General features: G+C 62.8%; 22 protein-coding genes. 15 read left to right on the top strand and 7 right to left on the bottom strand.

What is annotated here, in order from left to right:
* Window positions 1-135: 135 nt before the first annotated feature.
* From queA to secF, 5 genes are all read left to right on the top strand, one after another.
* Complete coding sequence (gene queA, locus ACOSV0_RS02595; RefSeq protein ID WP_434108562.1) at window positions 136-1,194, top strand: tRNA preQ1(34) S-adenosylmethionine ribosyltransferase-isomerase QueA; 1,059 nt, start codon at window positions 136-138, stop codon at window positions 1,192-1,194.
* Window positions 1,195-1,430: 236 nt separating this feature from the next.
* Complete coding sequence (tgt, locus tag ACOSV0_RS02590; RefSeq protein ID WP_434108560.1) at window positions 1,431-2,636, top strand: tRNA guanosine(34) transglycosylase Tgt; 1,206 nt, start codon at window positions 1,431-1,433, stop codon at window positions 2,634-2,636.
* A 207-nt stretch (window positions 2,637-2,843) separates the two neighbouring features.
* Window positions 2,844-3,173: a preprotein translocase subunit YajC gene (gene yajC, locus ACOSV0_RS02585; protein WP_175052113.1), complete on the top strand. Its 330-nt coding sequence runs from the start codon at window positions 2,844-2,846 to the stop codon at window positions 3,171-3,173.
* Between the two features lie 118 nt (window positions 3,174-3,291).
* A complete protein-coding gene (gene secD / locus ACOSV0_RS02580) occupies window positions 3,292-5,340 on the top strand; it encodes a protein translocase subunit SecD (RefSeq protein WP_434108559.1) in 2,049 nt (682 codons plus the stop codon).
* An 18-nt stretch (window positions 5,341-5,358) separates the two neighbouring features.
* Complete coding sequence (gene secF, locus ACOSV0_RS02575; protein ID WP_434108558.1) at window positions 5,359-6,309, top strand: protein translocase subunit SecF; 951 nt, start codon at window positions 5,359-5,361, stop codon at window positions 6,307-6,309.
* Between the two features lie 233 nt (window positions 6,310-6,542).
* Here secF and ACOSV0_RS02570 read toward each other — a convergent pair whose 3' ends face one another.
* The 4 genes from ACOSV0_RS02570 to ACOSV0_RS02555 form a co-directional block, all read right to left on the bottom strand.
* Window positions 6,543-7,820 carry an MFS transporter gene (locus ACOSV0_RS02570; protein WP_434108556.1) on the bottom strand — a complete coding sequence of 426 codons (1,278 nt, stop codon included), beginning with the start codon at window positions 7,818-7,820 and terminating at the stop codon, window positions 6,543-6,545.
* Between the two features lie 290 nt (window positions 7,821-8,110).
* Window positions 8,111-8,680, bottom strand: coding sequence for a YceI family protein (locus ACOSV0_RS02565; protein ID WP_434110374.1), 570 nt, complete (start codon window positions 8,678-8,680; stop codon window positions 8,111-8,113).
* 71 nt (window positions 8,681-8,751) lie between these two features.
* Window positions 8,752-9,315 (bottom strand): YceI family protein, encoded by a 564-nt coding sequence (locus ACOSV0_RS02560; protein ID WP_434108555.1) that lies wholly within the window; start codon window positions 9,313-9,315, stop codon window positions 8,752-8,754.
* A gap of 8 nt (window positions 9,316-9,323) precedes the next feature.
* Window positions 9,324-9,884 (bottom strand): cytochrome b, encoded by a 561-nt coding sequence (locus ACOSV0_RS02555; protein WP_434108553.1) that lies wholly within the window; start codon window positions 9,882-9,884, stop codon window positions 9,324-9,326.
* 454 nt (window positions 9,885-10,338) lie between these two features.
* Here ACOSV0_RS02555 and ACOSV0_RS02550 point away from each other — a divergent pair, with 454 nt between their 5' ends.
* From ACOSV0_RS02550 to ACOSV0_RS02510, 9 genes are all read left to right on the top strand, one after another.
* Window positions 10,339-11,070 (top strand): paraquat-inducible protein A, encoded by a 732-nt coding sequence (locus tag ACOSV0_RS02550; protein WP_434108551.1) that lies wholly within the window; start codon window positions 10,339-10,341, stop codon window positions 11,068-11,070.
* 7 nt (window positions 11,071-11,077) lie between these two features.
* A complete protein-coding gene (locus tag ACOSV0_RS02545; protein WP_434108550.1) occupies window positions 11,078-11,728 on the top strand; it encodes a paraquat-inducible protein A in 651 nt (216 codons plus the stop codon).
* Entirely contained in the window at window positions 11,721-13,379 is a 1,659-nt protein-coding gene (locus tag ACOSV0_RS02540) for an intermembrane transport protein PqiB (protein ID WP_434108548.1), read from the top strand. The genes ACOSV0_RS02545 and ACOSV0_RS02540 overlap by 8 nt, the downstream gene beginning before the upstream one ends.
* The gene (locus tag ACOSV0_RS02535; protein WP_434108547.1) at window positions 13,376-14,092 is read left to right on the top strand and encodes a PqiC family protein; all 717 of its coding nucleotides are present in this window, start codon (window positions 13,376-13,378) and stop codon (window positions 14,090-14,092) included. Before ACOSV0_RS02540 ends, ACOSV0_RS02535 begins: the two co-directional genes overlap by 4 nt.
* Before the next feature lie 552 nt (window positions 14,093-14,644).
* Window positions 14,645-14,917 carry a hypothetical protein gene (locus ACOSV0_RS02530; protein WP_434108546.1) on the top strand — a complete coding sequence of 91 codons (273 nt, stop codon included), beginning with the start codon at window positions 14,645-14,647 and terminating at the stop codon, window positions 14,915-14,917.
* A 482-nt stretch (window positions 14,918-15,399) separates the two neighbouring features.
* The gene (locus tag ACOSV0_RS02525; RefSeq protein ID WP_434108545.1) at window positions 15,400-17,541 is read left to right on the top strand and encodes a site-specific recombinase; all 2,142 of its coding nucleotides are present in this window, start codon (window positions 15,400-15,402) and stop codon (window positions 17,539-17,541) included.
* A gap of 30 nt (window positions 17,542-17,571) precedes the next feature.
* Window positions 17,572-18,867 (top strand): THUMP domain-containing class I SAM-dependent RNA methyltransferase, encoded by a 1,296-nt coding sequence (locus tag ACOSV0_RS02520; RefSeq protein ID WP_434108544.1) that lies wholly within the window; start codon window positions 17,572-17,574, stop codon window positions 18,865-18,867.
* A gap of 264 nt (window positions 18,868-19,131) precedes the next feature.
* Entirely contained in the window at window positions 19,132-19,515 is a 384-nt protein-coding gene (locus tag ACOSV0_RS02515) for a VOC family protein (protein ID WP_434108542.1), read from the top strand.
* Window positions 19,516-19,581: 66 nt separating this feature from the next.
* Window positions 19,582-20,322 carry a helix-turn-helix transcriptional regulator gene (locus ACOSV0_RS02510; protein ID WP_434108540.1) on the top strand — a complete coding sequence of 247 codons (741 nt, stop codon included), beginning with the start codon at window positions 19,582-19,584 and terminating at the stop codon, window positions 20,320-20,322.
* Between the two features lie 223 nt (window positions 20,323-20,545).
* Here ACOSV0_RS02510 and ACOSV0_RS02505 read toward each other — a convergent pair whose 3' ends face one another.
* From ACOSV0_RS02505 to ACOSV0_RS02495, 3 genes are all read right to left on the bottom strand, one after another.
* Window positions 20,546-22,000, bottom strand: coding sequence for an NAD(P)(+) transhydrogenase (Re/Si-specific) subunit beta (locus ACOSV0_RS02505; RefSeq protein ID WP_434108539.1), 1,455 nt, complete (start codon window positions 21,998-22,000; stop codon window positions 20,546-20,548).
* The gene (locus ACOSV0_RS02500) at window positions 22,000-22,326 is read right to left on the bottom strand and encodes an NAD(P) transhydrogenase subunit alpha (protein WP_012431753.1); all 327 of its coding nucleotides are present in this window, start codon (window positions 22,324-22,326) and stop codon (window positions 22,000-22,002) included. Before ACOSV0_RS02500 ends, ACOSV0_RS02505 begins: the two co-directional genes overlap by 1 nt.
* A gap of 85 nt (window positions 22,327-22,411) precedes the next feature.
* Window positions 22,412-23,554 carry a Re/Si-specific NAD(P)(+) transhydrogenase subunit alpha gene (locus ACOSV0_RS02495; protein ID WP_434108538.1) on the bottom strand — a complete coding sequence of 381 codons (1,143 nt, stop codon included), beginning with the start codon at window positions 23,552-23,554 and terminating at the stop codon, window positions 22,412-22,414.
* 234 nt (window positions 23,555-23,788) lie between these two features.
* Here ACOSV0_RS02495 and ACOSV0_RS02490 point away from each other — a divergent pair, with 234 nt between their 5' ends.
* On the top strand, window positions 23,789-24,271 hold the full coding sequence (locus ACOSV0_RS02490) for an NUDIX hydrolase (protein WP_434108537.1): 483 nt from the start codon (window positions 23,789-23,791) through the stop codon (window positions 24,269-24,271).
* Window positions 24,272-24,362 lie beyond the last annotated feature (91 nt).

The raw sequence follows: 24,362 nt of genomic DNA, 5'->3' as shown, positions 1-24,362 counted from the left end.
AGTACAATATCGGCTGTCAAAGGTGTCGCCGCCAATCAGCGCGCGGGCTCGCGGGCCGCTCTGGCGTCCCGCAATCATAGCCGCCCGGCTCCGGCTTCGGCTCAATTCAGTCCCAATTCGCTTCCAGTCGTCCGCATGTTTACGCTTTCCGATTTCGATTTCGATCTGCCACCCGAGTTGATCGCGCAAGTAGCGCTGCCAGAGCGCAGCGCCAGCCGTCTGCTCGAAGTGGTCAACCCGGCCGACGCCACCGGCACGGCGCGCCTGATCGATCGCCGCTTTGCCGAGTTGCCCGAGTGCATCGCGCCCGGCGATCTGCTGGTCTTCAACGATACCAAAGTCCTGAAGGCGCGCTTCCTCGGCCAGAAGGCCAGTGGCGGCAAGGTCGAAGTGCTGGTAGAGCGCCTGACCGGCGAGCGCACCGCGCTCGCGCAGATCCGCGCGAGCAAGAGCCCGCAGCCGGGCACAACGATTCGCCTCGCCGATGCCTTCGACGTCACGATCGGCGAACGCGTCGAGCCGTTCTACACACTGCATTTCCCCGACGACGGCCTGACGCTGATCGAGCAATTCGGCCGCCTGCCGTTGCCGCCGTACATCGAACATGACCCCGACGCGACCGACGAAACCCGCTATCAGACGGTGTTCGCGCAAAATCCGGGCGCGGTGGCCGCGCCCACCGCCGGTCTGCATTTCGACGACGCACTGCTCGCGCGGCTCGATGCTCGCGGAGTAGAACGCGCGACGCTGACGCTGCACGTCGGCGCGGGCACCTTCCAGCCGGTGCGGGTGGAAAACCTGGCCGAGCACAAGATGCACAGCGAGTGGTACCACCTACCGCAATCGCTCGCCGACAAGATCGCGGCAACGCGTGCGCGCGGCAACCGCGTGATCGCGGTGGGCACGACATCGATGCGCGCGCTCGAAGCCGCCGCGCGCGATGCGGATGCCGCCGGACGTCCGCTCGGCGCAGCCAGCACGGAAACCGACATTTTCATCACACCGGGTTATAAGTTTCGCGTGGTCGACCGGCTCGTGACCAATTTCCATTTGCCGAAGTCGACGTTGCTGATGCTGGTGTCGGCATTCGCGGGCGTCGAAACGATTCGCGAGACTTACCGCCACGCGATCGAACAGCGTTACCGCTTCTTTAGTTATGGCGACGCGATGCTGCTGACGCGGCGCGACATCTGACACGTTTCGTGTCGCACGGCAATATCCCGTGCGATAGCGTTGCGCGCCGGCAGCGCGCGCGGTAGTCTGCCGCTCCTTGCTACGTTGATGTAGCGGCAGTCGTTGCCGACCTCTCCTGCGCCCACGTGCAGCGGCTGGTCGGCACAGCATCTCGAATTTTTTACCGTGCCGCCGTGGTCTACCCGGCGGCGTTCATCATTTGCGCCGGACTGTTCTCCGGTGGCACAGGAGTCCCCATGACCGAAGGTCATACCCACGATACAAGCGGTACCTGCAACACCTGCGCGAGCACGCCCGAGCGCCCTGACAACGGCCTCAAATTCGAACTGCTCGGCACCGACGGCCAGGCCCGCCGCGGTCGCGTCACGCTGAATCACGGCGTGGTCGAAACGCCGATCTTCATGCCGGTCGGCACCTACGGCACGGTGAAGGCGGTCCAGCCGCGCGAGCTCGAAGAAATGCACGCGCAGATCATCCTCGGCAATACGTTTCACCTGTGGCTGCGCCCGGGCCTGGAAACGATCGAGGCACATGGCGGCCTGCACGGCTTCATGGGCTGGAAGAAACCGATCCTGACAGATTCAGGCGGTTTTCAGGTGTTTTCGCTCGGCGATCTGCGCAAGATCACTGAAGATGGCGTCACGTTCGCCTCGCCGATCAACGGCGACAAGCTCTTCCTGTCGCCGGAAGTGTCGATGCAGATCCAGAAGGTGCTGAACTCGGACATCGTCATGCAGTTCGACGAATGCACGCCGTACGCGACCAACAACGTGCCGACCTCGCATCAGGAGGCGGCCGATTCGATGCGTATGTCGATGCGCTGGGCCAAACGCTCGATCGACGAATTCAACCGCCTCGGCAATCCGAACGCGTTGTTCGGCATCGTTCAGGGCGGCATGTTCGAAGACCTGCGCGACGAATCGCTGGCGGGTCTCGCGGAAATGGATTTCCACGGCCTCGCCATCGGCGGCCTCTCGGTCGGCGAGCCGAAAGAAGACATGATGCGCGTGCTGAACCACATCGGCCCCAAGCTGCCGGCCGACAAGCCGCACTACCTGATGGGCGTCGGCACACCGGAAGATCTGGTGGCAGGCGTAGCGGCCGGCGTCGACATGTTCGACTGCGTGATGCCGACCCGCAACGCGCGCAACGGCTGGCTCTTCACCCGTTTCGGCGACATCAAGATCCGCAACGCCGCGCACAAGAATTCACTGCGCCCGCTCGATGAGCAGTGCGGTTGCTACACCTGCCGAAATTTCACCCGTGGCTACCTGCATCACCTGCATCGTGTAGGGGAAATCCTCGGTGCGCAGTTGAACACGATCCACAACCTGCATTACTACCTGGAGTTGATGCAGGAAATGCGCGACGCAATCGACGCGAAACTGTTCGAGCCTTTCCGCAAACGCTTCCACGAGAACCGCGCGCGTGGCATCGACTAGCCGGCGATCCGTAATCAGCCGACAAATTTGCTGGAGGAATTCGTCGGCGTCGCGCAGAAAACCTTACAATTAACTTTCGAGCGCAGCAAAAAAAGGCTTTAAACGGTTGATCGTAAAGCCGATTCGCCGCCTCGACCCCTGTCAGGCCGGTGGTAGAATAACCGGCTGATTTTTTTGATTGTTTCGATCTATAACGGAGAGACCAACGTGTCGTTCATTACCGATGCCTTCGCCCAAGGCACAGCAACAGGTGGCATTGAATCGAACCTGATGAGCTTCCTGCCGCTGATTCTGATGTTCGGCGTGCTGTACTTCATCATGATTCGCCCGCAAATGAAGCGCCAGAAGGAACACCGCAACATGCTCGCCGCCATGGCCAAGGGCGACGAAGTGGTGACGAATGGCGGCATCGTCGGCAAGGTGACCAAGGTGGGTGAAGCTTACGTCGGCGTCGAAATCTCGGAAGGCACGGAAATCACCGTGCAAAAGGCGTCGGTTACGACGATTCTCCCGAAGGGCACGATCAAGTCGCTGTAAGGCCTGCTCTCTCGCGTCCGGCGCGGCCTCGCCGGCGGTTCTCGCAGAACAACGCTGAACTGCCCGCGCTCATCGCCGGACGCATCGCTTCCAAGCCAACCTTCCCGTTGGACCACTCATGAATCGCTACCCCCTCTGGAAATATGCCGTGATGCTGGTGGCTCTGGTCATCGGCCTCGTGTACACGCTGCCCAATCTGTTCGGCGAAGCGCCGGCGGTGCAGGTGTCGAGCGGCAAGGCAACGGTCAAGCTCGACTCGACCACGCTGTCGGCAGTCGAAGCGGCGCTCGCCGCCAATCAGATCAAGCCTGACGAAGTCACGTTCGACAACTCGTCGACCAACGCGAACATCCGCGTACGCCTGCTGGATACCGACACGCAGTTGCGCGTGAAGGACCTGCTGCAGAAATCGCTGAACAGCGACCCGACCGACCCGCAGTTCATCGTTGCGCTGAACCTGCAAAGCGCGTCGCCGCGCTGGCTGACCGCCCTGCATGCACTGCCGATGTACCTGGGCCTGGACTTGCGCGGTGGCGTGCACTTCCTGCTGCAGGTCGACATGGCCGGTGCGCTCAACAAGAAGCTCGACTCCGACGCTTCGGATGCACGCACCATGCTGCGTGACAACAACATCCGCGACGGCGGCGTGAACCGCGTCAACCAGACGGTGGTGATCAATTTCGCCGACCAGGCCACGGCGGACGCCGCGATAAAGCAGCTGGGCCGCGGCATCAGCGAACTCCAGTGGGCCTCGCAAGCGAGTCCTGACGGCGGTGTGCAACTGGTCGGCACGTTCACGCCGGCCGTGCAGAAAGCCGTGCAGGACGCCGCGCTCAAGCAGAACATCACCACGCTGCATAACCGCGTGAACGAACTCGGCGTGGCCGAGCCGGTGATCCAGCAGCAAGGCTCGGACCGTATCGTCGTCGAACTGCCGGGTGTGCAGGACACGGCGAAGGCGAAGGACATCATCGGCCGCACGGCAACGCTCGAAGCGCGCCTCGCCGATCCGGTGAACACGCATCCGAATCCGTCGGATCCGGTGCCGCCTGGCGACGAGCTGTTCACGCAAGGCAACCAGACGCCGGTGCTGCTGCGCAAGCAGATCATCTTTACGGGTGACCGCATCATCGACGCGTCGGCAGGCTTCGACGAACATCAGCGCCCGTCGGTCAACATCCGTCTGGATTCGGCGGGCGGCCGCGCGGTGCGCAGCGTCTCGCGCGACAACATCGGCAAGCCGATGGCCATGGTGCTGTTCGAAAAGGGCAAGGGCGAAGTGCTGACGGTGGCGACCATCCAGTCGGAACTGGGCGACCGCTTCCAGATCACCGGCCAGGCCACGCCGCAAGGCGCCGCCGACCTCGCGCTGCTGCTGCGCGCCGGTTCGCTGGCCGCGCCGATGGACATCATCGAAGAACGCACGATCGGCCCGAGCCTCGGCGCGGACAACATCAAGAAGGGCTTCCATTCGGTGGTGTGGGGCTTCGTGGCGATCGCCGTCTTCATGATCGCGTACTACATGCTGTTCGGCGTGATCTCGATGATCGGCCTCTCGGTCAACCTGTTGCTGCTGATCGCCGTGCTGTCCATGTTGCAGGCCACGCTCACCTTGCCGGGTATCGCCGCTATTGCGCTGGCGCTCGGTATGGCAATTGACGCGAACGTGCTGATCAACGAGCGCGTGCGCGAAGAACTGCGCCACGGCGCGCCGCCGCAACTGGCGATCCAGAACGGCTACGCGCATGCATGGGCGACGATTCTCGACTCGAACGTCACCACGCTGATCGCCGGCCTCGCGCTGCTCGCCTTCGGCTCCGGCCCGGTGCGCGGCTTCGCGATGGTCCACTGTATCGGCATCTTGACCTCGATGTTCTCGGCCGTGTTCTTCTCGCGCGGCGTGGTGAACTTCTGGTACGGCGGCAAGAAGAAACTCAAGTCGCTGGCCATCGGTCAGGTGTGGCGTCCGCAACCGGAAGGTATCGACGGCGCCGCTGCCTACCTCGGCAACGAAGATGCTGCGACCGACACGGCACGAGCCGTCGCTGCGGCAAGCGCCAAGCCCAAGGCCAAAGCCGGGGCCCAGGCGCGCGCCAAGCCGACCGTGCGCCGCCGCGACGCGTCGGGTTCGTCGAACCCGCCGCAGAAACCGGGTTCATCCCGCTGAACCCCGGAGAACAAGACCATGGAATTTTTCCGTTTTCGCAAAGACATCCCGTTCATGCAGCGTGCGTTGATTTTCAACGCAATCTCGCTGCTGACGTTCCTTGCCGCCGTGTTCTTCCTGCTGCATCGTGGGCTGCATCTGTCGGTGGAATTCACCGGCGGTACCGTCATCGAAGTGCAGTATCCGGGCGCGGCGCCGCTTGAACCGGTGCGCGGCACGCTCGGCAAACTCGGTTATGCCGACGCGCAAGTGCAGAACTTCGGCACCTCGCGCGACGTGCTGATCCGTCTGCCGCTCAAGCAGGGCTTCACGTCTGCTCAACAGAGCGATCAGGTGATGGGCGCGCTGAAGGCCGACACGCCGGAAGTGCAGTTGCAGCGCGTCGAATTCGTCGGGCCGCAGGTCGGCAAGGAACTCGCTACCGACGGCCTGCTCGCGCTCGCCTGCGTGGTGATCGGCATCGTGATCTACCTGTCGTTCCGCTTCGAATGGAAGTACGCGGTGGCCGGCGTGATCGCGAACTTGCACGACGTGGTCATCATTCTCGGCTTCTTCGCGTTCTTCCAGTGGGAGTTCTCGCTGTCGGTGCTGGCCGCGGTGCTCGCGGTGCTCGGCTACTCGGTGAACGAATCCGTCGTTATCTTCGACCGGATTCGTGAGACCTTCCGCCGCGAACGCAAGATGACCGTGATCGAAGTGATCAACCACGCAATCACCAGCACCATGTCGCGCACGATCATCACCCACGGCTGTACGCAGATGATGGTGCTGTCGATGTTCCTGTTCGGCGGCCCCACGCTGCACTACTTCGCTCTGGCGCTGACGGTCGGTATTCTGTTCGGTATCTACTCGTCGGTGTTCGTGGCCGCGGCGCTCGCCATGTGGTTCGGCGTGAAGCGCGAAGATCTGATTAAGGACAAGAAGGAACGCGTCGATCCGGACGATCCAAACGCAGGCGCGCAAGTCTGATCTTGCCGTCGACAGCGTTGTCATGAAAAAAGGCCGGTTCTCTCGAACCGGCCTTTTACGTTTACTGCCTGTGCCGCACTGCCCTGTCTCGCTGTCTTGCCGCACTGCTCTGCTTCACTGTCCTGCTGCACTGTCTTGCCTCGCTGTCCTGCTGCACAGCGCTGTTCTCTCGCTGCCTCCCGCCCTACGCGTTCGTGAAACCCTGTCGCGCAGCGGGATAAAGCGGCAACGTATTAACGAAACCCGAGCTTGCGCCGCGCCGCCATCAGCGCCACCAGGCTAACAGCCGCCGCAAAAATCATGTAATAGCTCGGCGCTGCCTTCGACCCCGTGAAGCTGATCAGCCACGCGATAATGAACGGTCCAAAGCCGCCGAAGATCGTCACGGCGATGTTATAGGCCAGCGACATGCCGGTCGTACGCGTCTGCACCGGGAACATCTCGGAAAGCAAACCCGGCAGCGCCGCGAAGTAACCCGTCATCAGAAAGCCGAACACGATCTGCAGCACGATCAGCGTACCGAAGGTCGGATGCGCGACCAGATACACGAACGCCGGATTGATCAGCACGAGAAGCAGCAGCGCCGATATCAGCATGATCGTGGTGCGCCCGTGACGATCCGACAGATGGCCGACCCACGGCGAAAACACCATCTGGATCAAACCGGTCAGCGCAATCGCCGCGAACGCAACCGAAGGCGCCAAACCCAACTGCTTCACGCCGTAGGTCGGCATGAACAGCACCAGATAGGTCGACACCGTGCCGAGCACCACCACGCCGATCGCAATCACGAGGCGCAGCTTCTGGCTGGTGAAGGTGTCGCGCAGCGGCGTCGTGGTGGTTTCCGCCGCGAGAAACTCCGGCGTTTCGTCGAGTTTGGTGCGGATGTACCACGCCACCGGTCCGATCAGAAGACCGAAGAAGAACGGCACGCGCCACCCCCACGAACCCATCTGCTCCGGCGAAAGCTTGCCGGTCAGCAGCACGCCGAAACCGGCCGCGAGCAGCGTGGTAAGCCCCTGGCTCGCGACCTGCCAGCTCGCGAAGAAACCACGCCGCCCCGGTACGTGTTCCGCGAGAAAAGCCGTGGCGCTACCGAACTCGCCGCCGGCCGAAAAGCCTTGCATCAGACGCGCCGCCACGAGAATCGCCGGCGCGGCAATGCCGATGCTCTGATACGTCGGCAGAACCGCGATGATCAGCGTGCCGCACATCATCAGCAGGATCGACAGCGTGAGCGCTGCCTTGCGTCCGGCGCGGTCGGCATAAGCACCGATCACGATCGCACCGAGCGGCCGCATGAAGAACGACACGCCGAAAGTGACGAGCGTGAGCAGCAGCGAGACCGTGTCGTTACCCGCCGGGAAAAACAGCTTCGCGATGATGACCGCGAAAAACCCGTACACCACCAGATCGAACCATTCCAGCGCGTTGCCGATCGAGGCGGCGACCACCGCGCGCCACGAATTCTGCCGGCTCCCCGCCAGGTTTGCCGCTGTCGTTGCATTCATGCAGATCTCCAATACGCGCGAAATATTATTGACGTGGGTTTGACGCGCCGACCTTGCCAAACTGGATGCGCGCACAGCCAATATGGCGTCAGCGCTCTATGTACCTGAAAAATTAAAACGAGGCGAGCGACAAATAGGCGATGACGGCGGCACAAGGCTTCCGGCGCACCGGGCAGGCGATAAAAAACCGCTTCATCGCAAACGCGAATGAAGCGGTTTTTTTGTTGCGCCGCAACGGCAGCGCCGTAAGCAGCCTTAAATACGAGTACGTAAAACGCTCGTTAAAGCGCTTATTGCTTGATGCCTTCGGATTGAATATGCAGCTTGGTATCCATGCTGAAACCGTACTTCGCGCCGAAATCCATGCCGTAGTCGGCCCGGTTGAAATGAGCGCTTGCTTCCACGCCGCACACTTCGCGCTTGAGCACCGGGTGCTGCATGCACTTGAACGAATCGATCGTCAGATTCAGCGGCTTGGTCACGCCACGAATCGTCAGGTTGCCGACCACTTCGACCGGCTTGTCGCCGTCGAACTTGATATCGGTGCCCTTATAGGTCACCGACGGATACCTGGCGACGTCGAAGAACGCATCCGTCTTCAGATGCTCGTCGAGCTTGCTGTTACCGGTATCGACCGAAGCCGGGTCAACCGTGACGTCCACCGTGCCGGTTTTCGCCGCGCGGTCGAGCGTGACCGTGCCGGAGCTCTTGGTGAACTTGCCGCGCCACACCGAAAGGCCGCCGAGGTGATCCGCTTCGAAGCTCGGATAAGTGTGAGTCGGGTCGAGCTGATAGGTATCGGCCGCGGCAAACGCGCCGAGCGAGAAAGAGGAAGCCAGTGCGCCGACGGCGATCAACAGGGAAGTTTTCAATTCATGCTCCTTTGTTCTGGAAGGAAAGCGGCTGCGCCCGAACAGCGGCGCAGCGTACGTCACTTGCGTGCTGCAACGATATGAAACTTGATCACCACGTCATCGGCGACCACCGAGGTGTCTTTCCATTCGCCGGTGCCGATGTCGAATTGCGAACGCTTGATCGACAGCGAGCCGTCGAAGGTTTGCGTCGCGCCCTGCTGGGTGACCGTGACCGGCACCACCACCGTTTGCGATTTACCCTTGATGGTCAGCTTGCCGGTCACCTTGAACTGGTTGCCGCCGGCCGGCGCAATTGCGCTCGAGACGAACGTTGCGGTCGGATAGGTCTTCGCGTCGAACCAGTCCTTGCCGCGCACCTGATCGTTGTAGCTTTCGTCGCCGAGATCGTAACTGCCGACGTCGATGCTGAGCTGCGCGCTGCCGTCAGCCGGCTTTGCCGGATCGAACTTCACCTGCGCGGTGAATTTGCCGAATTTGCCTTCCACCGGCACGTTCATCTGTTTCGACGTTGCCGTCACCGAGCTCTTCGAAACGTCGACCTGCGCAAGCGCACTGCCGGACGCGGTCAGCGAAGCCGCCGCAAACGCGGCGAGCATGTAGCGATAAAACGAAACTTTCATGGTTATCCTTATTTGATGAAAGGGAGCATGCGCGACAGCAGGCCGTCGCGGTCCAACCATTGGTGCTTGAGCGCCGCCGCGACGTGCAACGCGACCAGTACGAGCAGCGTGTAATTCAGCACGATATGCACGTTCTTCAGCAACTCCTTGAGATGCGGGTCCGGCGCGATCAGGCGCGGCAGCGGAATCAGTCCGAGGTACACCACCGGCACATTGGCCGCTGAGCTATACAGGTACCCGGAGACAGGAATCACGATCATCAGCACGTAGAGCAGCAGATGCGTGAGATGCGCGGCGCCACGCTGCCAGGCGGGCATGCGGCGCGGCATCGGTGGGGCTGCGTGGGTCGCGCGCCATAGAATGCGCAACACGGCGAGCGCGAACACCGTACAACCGATCCATTTATGCCAGGAGAAGTAGCGCAGCTTGGTGGGCGTGAAGCCCGGGATGTCGGTCATCACCCAACCGAGCGCGAAGCCGCACACGATCAGCAGCGCGATCAGCCAGTGAAAGGCGATGGCAGTCCGCGTGTACGACTCCCGGCCACCGAAAGAAGGATTGAGTGCCATGACAGGTCAGCGCAAGTGAAGAGAGGTTAACGGCGCAGCCGGCCCTGCTATTCCACCCCGCCAATGCATGCAGCATCGTGCAATGCGATAGAAAGCATGGCGGCTGCGGCACACGCCAAGGCCGCCATGCTACCGCAAGCGGAAAAAGCTGGCTGTGTCGACCGGAGTTAGCGCTTTAGCGCTTACTCTGATCCCATGCAAGGCTGCCGACCCAAGTTAGCGCTTTAGCCCGCCCGCAGAGCAGTATTGAACAATAGGGGACCGAAGCTGTCTGAACCTCTTGATTGTGTGTAAGACTAGCTCCAACGCCGGTGCCACCTGCCCCACGGCGGCATCAGGCGCAATGGCCAGCCCAGCGGCGAAGCGCGTTTGGTACTATTGCTCCACGCTTTCTCCAGCACGGCCCTAAAACCGGCATTGCACGCCTCCCCCATGTCGTTAGCCCTTCTGCCGTATGGAACATGACAACCTGATCGCGTGCCATGAATGCGACACGCTGTTCCGCAAGCCCCGGCTTGTCGGGCGAGCGGTCGCGCGCTGTCCGCGCTGCGGCGCAACGCTCTATCGCGGTGTCTCCCGCAAGCTCGACAGTATTTGTTCGATGACGCTGGCTGCGCTGATCACCTTCCTGATCGCCCAGGGCTTCCCGATCGTCGAACTCGAAACCAACGGCATCACCTCGCAGACCACGCTGTTCGGCGCGCTCGTCGCGCTGTGGGGCGAAGACATGCAGATCGTCGCGGTCATGGTGTTCTGCTCGACCATCCTGTTCCCGCTGACCGAGCTGGTCGCGCTGCTTTACGTGCTGATCCCGCTGCGCGCCGGCTACGTGCCGCCCGCCTTCAACCGTGTGTTGCGCGCCGTTCAATTCGTGCGGCCGTGGGGCATGATCGAAGTGTTCATGCTCGGTGTGCTGATCACCATCGTCAAGATGGTGAGTCTCGCGCGCGTGATTCCCGAAGCAGCGCTGTTCGCCTTCGGCGTATTGACGCTGATGTTCGCCGTGGTCGTCACCTTCGACCCGCGCATTCTGTGGGACCTCGCCGACGAACTGGGCGAGCGCAACCAGAGACCGCTGCCGCGAACCTCGGCGGACAGTACGGCGGTTACAGTCAGTTCACTTGACGACCCTGCGGTGCAATCCGCATCGCCGCCAGGCGCGCCGCCGGCGCCGCATCAGGGATGAGCGCACGATGAAATACGTCACCGCGAAGCGCGCAGGCCTGGTCTCCTGTCATGCGTGCGGACGCGTCGAGCCGCGCATCCGCTCCGTCACGCCGCAGCACTGCAGCCGTTGCGGCGCCGTTCTTCACGTGCGCAACCCCGATAGCCTGATGCGCACCTGGGCGCTGCTCATCGCGGCGGCCTTGCTGTATATTCCCGCGAACCTTCTGCCGGTCATGCACACGTCGTCGCTGCTCGGTTCGGAAGACGACACCATCATGAGCGGTGTCGTGTACTTCTGGACCTCGGGCGACTGGCCGCTGGCCGTGATCGTGTTCATCGCCAGCATCATGGTGCCCATGCTCAAACTGAGCGTGCTGGTGCTGCTCACGGTCACCGCGCAGCGCCGCTCGCGCTGGCGGCCCGAGCAACGCACCACGCTCTACCGGATGGTCGAACGGATCGGACGCTGGTCGATGCTCGACGTATTCGTCGTCACGCTGACCGTCGCGCTGGTCCGTTTCAAGTCGCTTGCTGTGATCACCGCCGGACCGGGCGCAATCGCCTTCGGTTCGGTGGTGATTCTGACAATGATGGCATCCATGCAATTCGATCCACGGCTCATCTGGGACAACGTGGAAGGCAGCACTCAAAAACCACAGGACCTTAACCATGACTAGCCCGCAAGGACCGACGCCCGCCTCCGATGCGCCGCGCAACGATTCGAACGGACCCAGGGTGCCGCCCCAACTGCCGGATCCCGACATCGAGCCGCGCAGGCGCTGGCTGCCCTCGCTGGTCTGGGTGATTCCGCTGATCGCCGCGCTGATCGGCCTCGCGCTCGTGATCAAGTCGGTGACCGAACGAGGCCCGACCATCACGATCACATTCGTGAGCGCCGAAGGCCTCGAGCCTGGCAAGACCAAGGTCAAGTACAAGGACGTCGACGTCGGCTCGGTGAAGACCATCACGCTGTCGAAGGATCTCTCGCACGTGCTGGTTCAGGTGCAGCTCACCAAGGAAGGCGAAGACTTCGCGGTGAAGGATTCGCGCTTCTGGGTGGTGCGCCCTCGCGTCGGCGCAAGCGGCGTGTCGGGATTGACCACACTGCTCTCGGGCGCGTACATCGGCGCGGACGCCGGCCATTCGCCGGACACCGAGAGAAACTTCGTCGGCCTCGAAACGCCGCCGCCGATTACGGGCGACCAGAAGGGCCACCAGTTCGTTCTGCACGGCGAATCGCTCGGCTCGATCGACATCGGCTCGCCGATTTTCTACCGGCGCGTGCAGGTCGGTCAGGTGGTCGGCTTCTCGCTCGACAAGGACGGTACCGGCGTGACGATGCAGGTGTTCGTGTCGGCGCCGTTCGACCAGTACGTCGGCACCAATTCGCGCTGGTGGCATGCGAGCGGCGTCGATCTGCGGCTCGACTCGAGCGGCTTCAAGCTGAATACGCAGTCGCTTGCGACGGTGATCGTCGGCGGCTTGTCGTTCCAGTCGCCGCCCGGCCAGAGCGTGGGCGCGCAGGCGCCGAACAACATGACGTTCCGCCTCGCCTCGGATGAACAGGATGCGATGCGCGAACCGGACGGCGTGCCGTTGCGTGTCGTCATGAACTTCAATCAGTCGCTGCGTGGGTTGTCGGTGGGCGCGACGGTCGATTTCCGCGGCATCGTACTGGGCCAGGTGACCAACATCGGCATCGACTACGATCCGAAAACGCGCAGCTTCACGATGCCGGTAACGATGGACCTGTACCCGGATCGCCTTGGCAAACGCTTCCGCGAAACCGCGCCGACGCCGGGCAGCCTCGCGGGTCAGACCTTGCTGCAACAGCTCGTCAAGCATGGTTTGCGCGGCCAGTTGCGCACCGGCAACCTGATTACGAGCCAGTTGTACGTGGCGCTCGATATCTTCCCGAAAGCGCCGCCGGCCACGGTTGACGTCACGGGCGACCCGCTCGAGTTGCCGACCATTCCGAACTCGCTCGACGAACTGCAGGTGCAGGTTGCCGACATTGCGAAGAAGCTCGACAAGGTGCCGTTCGATCAGATCGGGACGAACCTGAACAGCGCGTTGAAGAACGCCGACCAGCTGTTCGCGCGACTCGACAAGGAAGTCGTGCCGGAGGCGCGCGACACTCTCGCCGCGGCGAAGCAGACCTTCGGTTCGGCCGAAGCGACGTTGCAGCAGGACTCGCCGTTGCAGTCGGATGTTCATCAGGCGTTGCAGGAACTGACGCGCACGTTGCAGTCGCTGAATGCGCTGTCGGATTATCTGGAGCGTCATCCGGAATCGCTGTTGCGCGGTAAAACAGGAGATAAACCATGATGTTTGCCCGGCTCCCCCGCCCGCCGCGCGGGCTTGTGCGCAGCGCTGTTTATGTCGGCGCTCTGGCCGGACTGGTGGCGATGGCGGCGTGTTCGTCGCCGAGCAGCCGCTTTTATACGCTCGGCGCGGATGGGGCGCCGGCCGGCTCCGCGGCGCCGGTTAGCGCCCGGACGGCGGCCGCACCGGCGTGGCTGATCGAAGTCGCGCCGATCGATGTCCCGCCGCAAGTGGCGAAGAATCAGCTTGTCGTGCAGACGGGGCCTACGCAGGTTCAGGTGCTCGAACAGGAGCGTTGGGCGTCGTTACCGGGCGATGAGATTCGCCGGGCTTTGTCTACCAGTCTCACGCAGCAGTTGGGTACGATCGATGTGTATGGCACGGCGTATCCGGATGCGACACCTGTGTATCGGGTCAGCATGAATGTGCAGCGGTTCGAGTCATGGCCGGGGTCGCACGCGTTGATCGATGCGGTGTGGAGTGTGAGGGCTGTACGGAGTACTGCTGTGATGACCTGCCGGAGTGTGGTGAGTGAGCCGGTTAGCGGCGGCTATGACGCGCTTGTTAATGGGCATCGGGCGGCGTTGCAGCAGATTGCTTCGCAGGTTGCCGGGGCTGTGCAGGCTATGGCTGCTATTAGGGCTAAGGGGGGCTCCGCCGGTAAGGGGGGTGGGGGTGTTGTGCCGGTGTGTCCTTCTGGTGGTGTGGGTAGTTAAGGTTTTTTTTGCCCTGCAGGCGCTTGGTTGTTTTGGGGCGCTTCGCGGGGTGGGGTTTGGGTTGTTGGTTTTCTGTTGTGGCTTTGTGGTGTTGGCTTTTCCTTGATCTGGGTGCCTTGGGCTTTCTTTGATTTGTTTGCTCGCGCGCGCTTATTGTTGGGTGCCTGTGGGGTTGGTCTTGCCGTTGTTTGTGTTTTTGGGGTGTTGGCCTTGCCGTTGTCTGTGTTTTTGGGGCGTTGGCCTTTCCTTGAATTGATATTGGTCTATTAGCGTTCGCCCCTGTGCGGGGCAGGCACTTACTTTCTTTGCCGCCGCAAAGAAAGATAAGCAAAGAAAGCGGCTCACACCGCTAGTTCTTAAGCGGGTCCCTCGCACAGTCGCGGCAGTGGTGCATCTGGAATCCGTGCCCTCGCACATTCGGCCTTCGTGACCAGGCAGTCATACCTCCAGCGGCGCTGCGCGCGCCGAAACGCATTTCCCAGAACCACTCGCTACGTTTTGGCTTTCGCGTTTTACCCAGCCCTATAGCGCGTCATTACATCGCAACCGCCGTTGCAGTTGCAGTTGCAGTTGCAGTTGCAGTTGCAGTTGCAGTTGCAGTTGCAGTTGAACTGGCTGTGGCAAGTGCTGGTACTGGTACTGGTGCGGGTGCTGGTGCTGGTGCTGGTGCTGGTGCTGGTGCTGGTGCTGGTGCTGGTGCTGGTGCTGGTGCTGGTGCTGGTGCTGGTGCTGGTGCTGGTGCTGGTGCTGGTGCTGGTGCTGGTGCTGGTGCTGGTGCTGGTGCGGTACATCATCATTTCATTTGAAGCGGGGGTTCGCCAATAAGTGCGGGGGCTCCGTGGCGAGGCGAAGCCGATGGCCCCCACCGCGCCCAAACGAAACCTTGGGTTTCCTTAGCAAACCCGTCCGCGACGCACGCAGTGCGGAGTGGGAGCTGATGAGTGCTTTGTCACAAACACCCAATGTGCGAGAACACGGATTCCAGATGCGCCACTACCGTGACTGTGCGGGGGACCCGCTTCTAAGCTGGCGGTTTGAGCCGCTTTCTTTGCTTATCTTTCTTTGCGGCGGCAAAGAAAGTAAGTGCCTGCCCCGCACAGGGGCAAACGCTAATAGACCACGAAGAAAACAAGGAAAGGCCAACACCCTAAAAACACAAACAAGAAAGCGTCGCACAAACAACCAGATCAAACAAAAACCAACACCACAGGCACACAGACAAACAAGCGCCACGCAGGCAAACAAACCCAACTCAACAAAACCCCAGCGCCGCAGGCACCAACCCCATTAGGGCAAAAAAACCCCAAATGCTCACCTCAATCAACCGACTCATAAAAAAATGGCGCGCCTCCCGCGACAGCGGTCACCAACTAGACGCGCTGCTAGCAATCGCCGACAAAACCGCCCCTTATGCAGACCGCAGCGAATGGCTGATCGAACTCGCCCATTGGATCCAGCGCGGCCGCGCAGTCCAACCCGACGCACTCGACCCCACCGTCGACAACACCCCGTCACGCTCAACGCCGGCGCACACGAGAATCCGCTATCTCCTCCACGTGCTGGACCGTAACCCGGCCTGGAAGGCCAACGTCGCCGGCATTCTCCGCGCGCTGCTCCGCGAAAGCGACGGCCTCTCGCTTCTCTGCGATGCAGGCATGCCCGTGCATTCAGGCTTCTTCGGCGCACTCTTCGAGCGCCTCGAAGCCTCACTGATCCCGCCCGCGCCGAACCGGCGCGACCTGAGAGCGATCGTCACACTGATGTTCGCCGAGGAACGCGATGTCGAATGGATCGCCAATCTGCCGACCGATCTGCTCACCCGTATCCGCGCCCTCTTCGACTACGAACAGGACGACAGCGAACAGCACGACGCAACGCCGTTCTCGCTCGACCTGCTGGCCGCTCTGCACAACCTCACCTGCCAGATCAGTTCAACCGGTCTGTCGCAAACCGTCCGCAGCCGCCTCGGCGAAGTCGATATTAACGACATCCGCGATACCGGCGATGTCCGCGTCGCCATGGAAAAGCAGCCGTTCTACCGGCTCACGCGCGCCATGCTCGCCGTCGAAGCGGCTCATCAGGCAGTCAGCGCGGGCGCCCCGCAAGACAAGCTGCTGCATGAGGTCAACTATCTGCGCGCGCTGCTCGACGAATGCCGCAGCGCCACCGACAACGTCTTCGCCCATCTCTACCGTAACGGCGTCAGCGTCGATATCGTGTTCCAGGTCGAACGGATGCGGATGCGCATCGTGCGCGCGGAACATCTGCTGAACGCCTGGATGACACAGGACGATCCGCACGCCGGCGCGCGTCTCACCGCCGAACTCGTGAACGCGAATCACGCGAGCCAGAGCGTCGCGTATCTCGTGCGCAGCAATTTCTCGTTGCTGGCGCGCAAGGTCGTGGAGTACAGCGCCGATACCGGCGAGCACTACATCGCGCGCGATCGCGCCGAATATCTGAAGATGATGCGTATGGCAGCCGGCGGCGGGCTCGTGACCGTCGTCACGGTCTGCATGAAATTCGCCATCACCGGCGTGCATCTGCAATCGATGTTCGAGGGGCTGCTCGCCGGCATCAACTACGCGGCCAGCTTCCTGCTCATACACTTCCTGCACTTCTCGCTCGCCACCAAGCAACCGGCCATGACCGCGCCCACGCTCGCCCGCGAACTGGACGGCGTCGGCACGCCGGCGGGCGTCGACAGTTTCGTGAGTTCGGTGACCGCTTTGATGCGCACGCAGGCAGCCGCGGTGCTCGGCAACGTTCTGCTGGTCTTTCCCGTGTGCCTGGGCGTGCAATTGTTGTGGCATGCGCTGTTCAACGCCGACATCATTTCGCCCGAGAAAGCGCACGCCACACTGCACTCGTTCTCGCTGATGGGACCGACGCCGTTCTATGCCGCGCTGACCGGCGTGTTGCTGTGGTCGTCGAGTTTGCTGTCAGGTTGGGCGGACAACTGGTTCGTCCTGCATCGCGTGGCGGATGCGCTCGCCTACAACCGGCGCCTGCGCATGACGCTCGGCGCGGCCGGCGCCGCCCGGCTCGCCGCGTTTTGCCGCTCGAATGTGGCGGGCGTGGTGGGCAATATCACGCTCGGCCTGATGCTCGGGCTCGTACCGGCCATCCTCACCGCTTTTGCCTTCACCTTCGAGGTGCGTCACGTGACGCTCAGCGCCGGCTCGATCGGCGTGGCGCTCGGCGTGCTCGGTACGGACGCATTGAAATTGCCGGAGCTGTGGTGGGCGGTGGCGGGCGTCGGCAGCATGGCGATCCTCAACGTGGCCGTGAGTTTCGCGCTCGCCTTCTACATGGCCGTGAAATCGCGCGACTTGCGGCGCAATGCAGTGCGCTCGCTGCGTGGCGCGGTCTGGCAACGGGTATTCCGGCATCCGCTGGAACTGGTATGGCCGTCCAAAGCGGCGCCGCACCCCGACCGCGTACAATAGCGCCTTATCTAACGCCTTCCGGCAACCTCAATGTCCTTCGATTTCTTCCTCCCCTGTCCGCGCGGTCTTGAAGCCTCGCTCGCCACCGAGCTCGCCGAAATAGCCGCGAAGCACCTGAACGGCGCGCCGTTCACGGCCGGCGCGCAAGTGCCCGGCGGCGTGCATTTCCGCGGCGGCTGGGCCGCCGGCATGGCCGCCAACCTGCACTCGCGCCTCGCGAGCCGCGTGCTGATGAAAATCGCGCATCGGCCGTATCGCAGCGAACAGGACATCTATGCGCTCGCAGTCGAACAACGTTGGGAGCAGTGGTTCTCCGCCAACGAAACGCTGCGCGTGGACGTCACCGCAATCAAATCGCCGCTGCGCAGCCTCGAATTCACAACGCTGCGTGTCAAGGACGCGATCTGCGACCGTCTGCGCGAAGTGAGCGGCGCGCGCCCGAGCATCGACACCGCCATGCCCGACGTGCGCGTGTTCGCGTTCCTCACTGCCACCGATTGCACGCTCTACCTCGACACCTCAGGCGATCCGCTCTTCAAACGCGGCTGGCGCCTCGACAAGGGCGCGGCGCCGCTGCGCGAAAACCTCGCGGCGGGCATCCTGCGTCTGACGGGCTGGATCGCCGGCACGCCGTTGTACGACCCGATGTGCGGCAGCGGCACCTTCCTCGCGGAAGCCGCGCAAGTGGCGCTGAATATCGCGCCAGGTGCCGAGCGCCGCTTCGGCTTCGAAAAGCTCAAGCAATACGACGCCAAGACCTGGCAAACGCTGAAGGCCGCCGCGCTCGACGCGAAGCACGCCGCGCGCAATTCGCGCGCCGATCTGCAGATCTTCGGCAGCGATATTTCCGGCGACATGCTCGACAAGGCGCGTGCGAACTTCCAGCGCGCCGGTCTGCCGTCGATCCCGCTCAAGCAGGTCGATGCGCGCGGAATGACGGCGCCCTCGTCGGAAGCGGGCATCCTCGTCGCCAATCCGCCGTATGGCGAGCGGATCGAAGTGCGCGGCCGCAACGCCCGGGGCGAAATCCGCGAAGGCCGCGCCACGCGTGAAGGCCGCGACGACGACAGCTTCCACCGGGCTCAGGAAGAAGCGCCTGACAGCGAGTTTTTCCAGTCCCTCGGCGATGCGCTGAAGCAGCGCTTCACCGGCTGGCACGCGTTCATCCTGACGTCGGATCGCAAGTTGCCGGGCCAGCTGCGTCTGCGCGAATCGACCAAGACGCCGCTCTTCAACGGCGCGCTCGAATGCCGGCTGTTCCGCTTCGACCTGATCGCGGGCAGCGTTCGTCAGCGGCCGCAGAACAACGACACGCCGGCAGCCTAAGCAGGCGTAGGGCAGCATCGAAAAAACCGCGGATCCAGTCCGCGGTTTTTTTCGCCGGTACCTTCGGTAATCAACCGGAGTCGGGGCTCATCCGTTGCCACCTCGACTTATTCGTCCTCCGCGATTCGTCCTCCGCGCCCACCACATCCTTTCGCTACACCCGCCACTCCCTACTGACACTACGCTGTCAGCAGCCCCCACGCACACTCCTTCTCACGCCATCCGGCGCTTTGCACGGCTTACCGCCATCCACAGGAGAGTGTCATGTCCGCATCATCCAAAGTTGTTGCATGGTTTGAAATCCCGTCCGTCAATTTCGACCGCGCTGTCCGCTTTTACGAAACCACCTTCGACATCAAACTGAACCGCCAGGAAATCGGCGGCCAGCCGATCGCTATCTTCGGCTACGAGGAACCGGCCACCGGCGGCGCGATCGTCCATAACCCGTCGACGAAACCGACCAACGACGGCGTGCTCGTCTATCTGAACGCGCAACCCAACGTGGACACCGTGCTCGCCCGGGTCGAGCAGGCCGGCGGCAAGACCGACGGTCCGGTGATCAAACTGCCGCAGGACATCGGCTACATCGCGTTCTTCACCGACACGGAAGGCAACCGCCTCGGCCTGCACTCGCGGACCAACGGCTAACTTGCGACGCGGCGCACAAGCGCGGCGGCCGTCCGGCAACGCGCGGAACGCTGACCGGAGCGCGGCATGCGGCGCTATCATCGCGGGACTGTCCCCGTCCTTTTCTACAAGACGCCTACGATGACGCGCCGCGCCGACCGCCTGTTCCAGATCGCCGAACTGTTGCGCGGACGGCGTCTGACCACCGCGCAACAACTCGCCGACTGGCTGAATATCTCGCTGCGCACCGTCTATCGCGACGTGCGCGATCTGCAACTATCGGGCGTGCCGATCGAGGGCGAAGCGGGTATCGGCTACCGGTTGAGCCGCGCGGCGAGTTTGCCGCCGCTCACCTTCACCGCCGACGAACTGGCCGCGCTCGCAGCGGGCGCGCGCATGCTCGAATCGTGGGGCGGCGCCGGCTTCGCGAGCGGCGCGCGCGGGGCGTTGGCGAAGATCGCCTCGGCGATGCCCGCCGACAAGCGCGCAACGCTCGAACGTCTGGCGATCTTCGCGCCGTCGTTTCACATCAAGGCGGAATTTTCAGCGAAAGTGGACGTGCTGCATCGGGCAATCGATGCACGTCACGTGGTGAGCTTTGCCTATACCGATGCAAACGGCGCGGCGACCGAGCGGCGCGTCTGGCCGCTGGCGCTGGCTTATTGGGGGGCGCGCTGGACGCTCGGCGCGTGGTGCGAATTGCGCAGCGATTTCCGCAATTTCGGGCTGGAGAAAATCCAGGCGCTTCAGGTGCTCGAACCGTATCCGGATCAGGAAGGACGACGGTTGGCGGATTTACTGCGGCACGTGAATGCGAAGCCGCGGTGAAGATGTGAATGAGGATGCTGTGATGAGATGCGAGCGCACGCCCAGGATTTAACACCCAACCTCACGTACCGGTCACGGAATCTACCTGAGTTTTAAGAACGGACGGTCCCGGGCGGCGAATCACGAAACGCCCTGTACCGGCTGGATTTCGCACCTGCATCCAGGCTGTATGACCGGCGGTCCGCAACAGGCAAGCCGCGAACCGCCGGGGCGCCGAGGTGCGTTACTCCACCGCCTTCACCATATCCTCGATCACCTTCTTCGCATCGCCGAACACCATCATCGTCTTGTCCATGTAGAACAGATCGTTGTCGAGGCCCGCGTAGCCTGCTGCCATCGAGCGTTTATTCACGATGACCGTGCGCGCCTTATAAGCCTCGATGATCGGCATGCCCGCGATCGGCGACTTCGGATCGTTCTTCGCCGCCGGATTCACCACGTCGTTCGCGCCGAGCACCAGCACCACGTCGACCTGGCCGAACTCGCCGTTGATGTCGTCCATTTCATAGACCATGTCGTACGGCACTTCGGCTTCGGCGAGCAGCACGTTCATGTGCCCCGGCATCCGCCCGGCCACCGGGTGAATCGCATACTTCACCTCGATACCCTTCTCGATCAGCTTGTCGGTCAGCTCCTTCAGCGCATGCTGCGCGCGCGCCACGGCAAGACCATAACCCGGCACGATCACCACGGTTTCCGCATTGCCGAGCATGAACGAAGCGTCGTCGGCCGAGCCGGATTTCACCGGACGCTGCTCCGCCGATCCACCCGCAGCAGCCGCACCCGCCTCGTTACCGAAGCCACCGAGAATCACGTTGAAGAACGAGCGGTTCATCGCCCGGCACATGATGTACGACAGGATCGCACCCGACGAGCCGACCAGCGAGCCCGCGATGATCAGCATCGGATTGTTCAGCGAGAAGCCGATGCCCGCCGCCGCCCAGCCCGAGTACGAGTTGAGCATCGACACGACCACCGGCATATCCGCGCCGCCGATCGGGATGATGATCAGCACGCCGAGCACGAACGCGATGATCGTCATGATGATGAACGGCAGCCACGATTGCGTGAGGAAGAAGATCACGCCGAAGCCGAGCATCCCGAGCGCGAGGAACAGGTTGATCAGGTGCTGTCCCGCGTAGACCACAGGCGCGCCCTGGAACAGCCGGAACTTGTACTTGCCCGACAGCTTGCCGAACGCGATCACCGAACCGGAGAACGTAATCGCGCCGACGAACGTGCCGATGAACAGTTCGACGCGATTGCCGTACGGCAGGAAACCTGGAATCGCATTCTCCGGATCGACGAGGCCAAACGCGGCCGGCTCCGACACCACCGCATACGCAATGCACACGGCCGCAAGACCGATCAGCGAGTGCATCGCCGCGACCAGTTCCGGCATCTTGGTCATCTCGACGCGCGCCGCGACGAACGCGCCGATCGCGCCGCCGATCACCAGCGCGACCAGCAGCAAACCGAGCCCCAGCCCGAGATTCGAGCCGAGCGCATTCGCCTGTTTGACGATCAGCGCGATGGTGGTGAGGATCGCAATCGCCATCCCGACCATGCCGAAGGTATTGCCGGTGCGCGCCGTCTTCGGATTCGACAGCCCTTTGAGCGCCTGAATGAAGCAGACCGACGCGACCAGATAAAGCAGCGTGACGACGTTCAGACTCATTACGCGTTCTCCTTAGCTGCTGCAGGGAGCTTCTTCGGCTCTTTCTTCCTGAACATCTCCAGCATTCGCCTCGTCACGAGAAAGCCGCCGAACACGTTGACCGCCGCGAGCGCGACGGCCAGCGTGCCAAAGAACTTGCCGGGCGTGCCCAGAGTCAGGCCCGCGGCCAGCATCGCGCCGACGATCACGATCGCCGAGATCGCGTTGGTCACGGCCATCAGCGGCGTATGCAGCGCGGGCGTGACGTTCCAGACGACGTGGTAGCCAACGTAGATCGCCAGCACGAAGATGATCAGGTTGATGACGGTGTGATTGATGACTTCCATCGCCGTTCTCCTATGTATTAATTCGATGTCGGCCAGAGTTAGCGCTTTGCTTCAGCACTTACTCTGGTCCCATGCAATGGGTTGCTCAGCTCTTGCGCGTGACTTCGCCGTCACGGGCCAGCAGCGTGGCCGCGACAATGTCGTCCGCGAGATCGATGTTCAAGGCGCCTTCCTTGGTGATGATCAGCTTCAGGAAGTCGAGCAGGTTGCGTGCGTAGAGTGACGAGGCGTCGGCGGGCACCATCGAAGCCAGATTCGTATAGCCGACGATCGTCACGCCATGCTTCAACACAACCTGGTCCGCTTCGGTCAGCGGACAGTTGCCGCCGCGCCGGCCTTCGTACTCCGCGCCGCGTCCTGCCGCGAGGTCGACCAGCACGGAGCCGGGCTTCATCGCTTGCACCGTTTCCACCGAGATCAGCGTCGGTGCCGCACGGCCCGGGATCAGGGCGGTCGAGATCACGACATCAGCCTGTTTGGCCCGTTCGTGAACCAGTGCGGACTGCCGCGCAAGCCACGAAGGCGGCATCGGCCGCGCGTAGCCGCCGACGCCCTGCGCGGCTTCGCGCTCCTCGTCGGTTTCATACGGGACATCGAGAAACTTTGCGCCGAGCGATTCGATCTGCTCCTTTACCGCCGGACGCACGTCGGACGCTTCGATCACCGCGCCCAGACGCCTGGCGGTCGCGATCGCCTGCAAGCCGGCCACGCCCGCGCCAAGGATCAGCACGCGCGCCGCTTTCACGGTGCCGGCAGCCGTCATCAGCATCGGCATGAAGCGCGGGTACAGCGTGGCGGCCAATAACACCGCCTTGTATCCGGCGATGTTCGCCTGCGACGACAGCACGTCCAGACTCTGCGCGCGCGTGGTTCTTGGCGCGGCTTCGAGTGCGAACGCGGTCACGCCGGCCGCGGCGAGCTTTGATGAGTTTTCGGTATTAAACGGATCGAGCATGCCGACCAGCGTCGCGCCGCGTTTGAGCAGCGGCAGTTCGGCATCGGTCGGCGACTGAACCTTCAGGACAAGATCGGCGCCAAAAGCAGTGGCCGCGTCGACGATTTCCGCGCCGGCCGCTGTAAAGGCATCGTCAGGAAAGCTCGCGCCGGTGCCGGCGCCGCTCTGGATCGTGACCCGGTGGCCCTGGGTCACGTATTTCTTGACCGTTTCGGGCGTCGCGGCGACGCGGGTTTCGTGCGCGCGCGTCTCGGCTGGCACTCCGATGTGCATCGTTGTTCCTCCTCGACTTCCTGTTTTACGACAGATGCGCCGACGAGGCACGCCGGCTTGCAAGTGCAACGGCTAACCGCGTCACTTTAACCGAAACCGGGGGGTGCGCCGAAATCGGGGACAATCCGGGGGTGCCCGGCGGACGGGGCGGCTCGTTGGCCGCGCCGGGAGGCCCACGCCACCACTCGCCCGCCTCCCGGCAGCCCAGGCCCATAAACGGTAAAATGCGCACCCATGAAACCGGAATCCTGGCTGCCGCACGTCACCGTCGCGGCCATCGTCGAGCGTGACGGGCGTTTTCTCGTGGTCGAGGAACATACCGTCGACGGCCTGCGCCTGAACCAGCCCGCCGGCCATCTGGAGGCGGGTGAAACGCTGCTGGAAGCGGTGATCCGCGAAACACTCGAGGAAACCGCCCATCCGTTCACGCCCGAGGCGCTGGTCGGCATGTATATGACGCATTTCGAGCGGCCCGGCAGCGAAGGCGTGACGTATTTGCGCTTCACCTATTGCGGCACGAGCGGCAAAACGAGCACGGAACGCGCGCTCGATCCCGACATCGTCCGCACGCTGTGGATGAGCGCCGACGAATTGCGCGCCTGCCCTGAACGGCATCGCACGCCGCTCGTCATGCAATGTCTCGACGATTACCTCGCGGGGCGGCGTTTCCCGCTCGACTTCGTGCACACGCATTCGGTCGGGCGTAAGCAGGCATAAGCAGACGTAAGCGGGCCTAACCCGTCATAAACGAGCCTGATCCGCCACGAGCGGCCAACCAGGCGACCGGACAACACGGTCAACCCACGAT

Origin of the sequence: Paraburkholderia caffeinilytica (assembly GCF_051027425.1) — a bacterium.
In the GTDB taxonomy this organism is placed as follows: domain Bacteria; phylum Pseudomonadota; class Gammaproteobacteria; order Burkholderiales; family Burkholderiaceae; genus Paraburkholderia; species Paraburkholderia caffeinilytica_A.
Note: the sequence above shows the minus strand (reverse complement) of the source record. Positions and strands in the feature narration are given on the sequence as shown.

Excerpts from the sequence above, each read along its gene's own strand:
- ACOSV0_RS02505 (WP_434108539.1), bottom strand. The coding sequence starts at position 22,000 with ATGAGTCTGAACGTCGTCACGCTGCTTTATCTGGTCGCGTCGGTCTGC.
- ACOSV0_RS02525 (WP_434108545.1), top strand. The coding sequence starts at position 15,400 with ATGCTCACCTCAATCAACCGACTCATAAAAAAATGGCGCGCCTCCCGC.
- ACOSV0_RS02535 (WP_434108547.1), top strand. The coding sequence starts at position 13,376 with ATGATGTTTGCCCGGCTCCCCCGCCCGCCGCGCGGGCTTGTGCGCAGC.
- queA (WP_434108562.1), top strand. The coding sequence starts at position 136 with ATGTTTACGCTTTCCGATTTCGATTTCGATCTGCCACCCGAGTTGATC.
- tgt (WP_434108560.1), top strand. The coding sequence starts at position 1,431 with ATGACCGAAGGTCATACCCACGATACAAGCGGTACCTGCAACACCTGC.
- ACOSV0_RS02510 (WP_434108540.1), top strand. The coding sequence starts at position 19,582 with ATGCGGCGCTATCATCGCGGGACTGTCCCCGTCCTTTTCTACAAGACG.
- secF (WP_434108558.1), top strand. The coding sequence starts at position 5,359 with ATGGAATTTTTCCGTTTTCGCAAAGACATCCCGTTCATGCAGCGTGCG.
- ACOSV0_RS02500 (WP_012431753.1), bottom strand. The coding sequence starts at position 22,326 with ATGGAAGTCATCAATCACACCGTCATCAACCTGATCATCTTCGTGCTG.
- secD (WP_434108559.1), top strand. The coding sequence starts at position 3,292 with ATGAATCGCTACCCCCTCTGGAAATATGCCGTGATGCTGGTGGCTCTG.
- ACOSV0_RS02540 (WP_434108548.1), top strand. The coding sequence starts at position 11,721 with ATGACTAGCCCGCAAGGACCGACGCCCGCCTCCGATGCGCCGCGCAAC.
- ACOSV0_RS02545 (WP_434108550.1), top strand. The coding sequence starts at position 11,078 with ATGAAATACGTCACCGCGAAGCGCGCAGGCCTGGTCTCCTGTCATGCG.
- ACOSV0_RS02550 (WP_434108551.1), top strand. The coding sequence starts at position 10,339 with ATGGAACATGACAACCTGATCGCGTGCCATGAATGCGACACGCTGTTC.
- ACOSV0_RS02560 (WP_434108555.1), bottom strand. The coding sequence starts at position 9,315 with ATGAAAGTTTCGTTTTATCGCTACATGCTCGCCGCGTTTGCGGCGGCT.
- ACOSV0_RS02490 (WP_434108537.1), top strand. The coding sequence starts at position 23,789 with ATGAAACCGGAATCCTGGCTGCCGCACGTCACCGTCGCGGCCATCGTC.
- ACOSV0_RS02520 (WP_434108544.1), top strand. The coding sequence starts at position 17,572 with ATGTCCTTCGATTTCTTCCTCCCCTGTCCGCGCGGTCTTGAAGCCTCG.
- ACOSV0_RS02555 (WP_434108553.1), bottom strand. The coding sequence starts at position 9,884 with ATGGCACTCAATCCTTCTTTCGGTGGCCGGGAGTCGTACACGCGGACT.
- ACOSV0_RS02495 (WP_434108538.1), bottom strand. The coding sequence starts at position 23,554 with ATGCACATCGGAGTGCCAGCCGAGACGCGCGCGCACGAAACCCGCGTC.
- ACOSV0_RS02515 (WP_434108542.1), top strand. The coding sequence starts at position 19,132 with ATGTCCGCATCATCCAAAGTTGTTGCATGGTTTGAAATCCCGTCCGTC.
- ACOSV0_RS02570 (WP_434108556.1), bottom strand. The coding sequence starts at position 7,820 with ATGAATGCAACGACAGCGGCAAACCTGGCGGGGAGCCGGCAGAATTCG.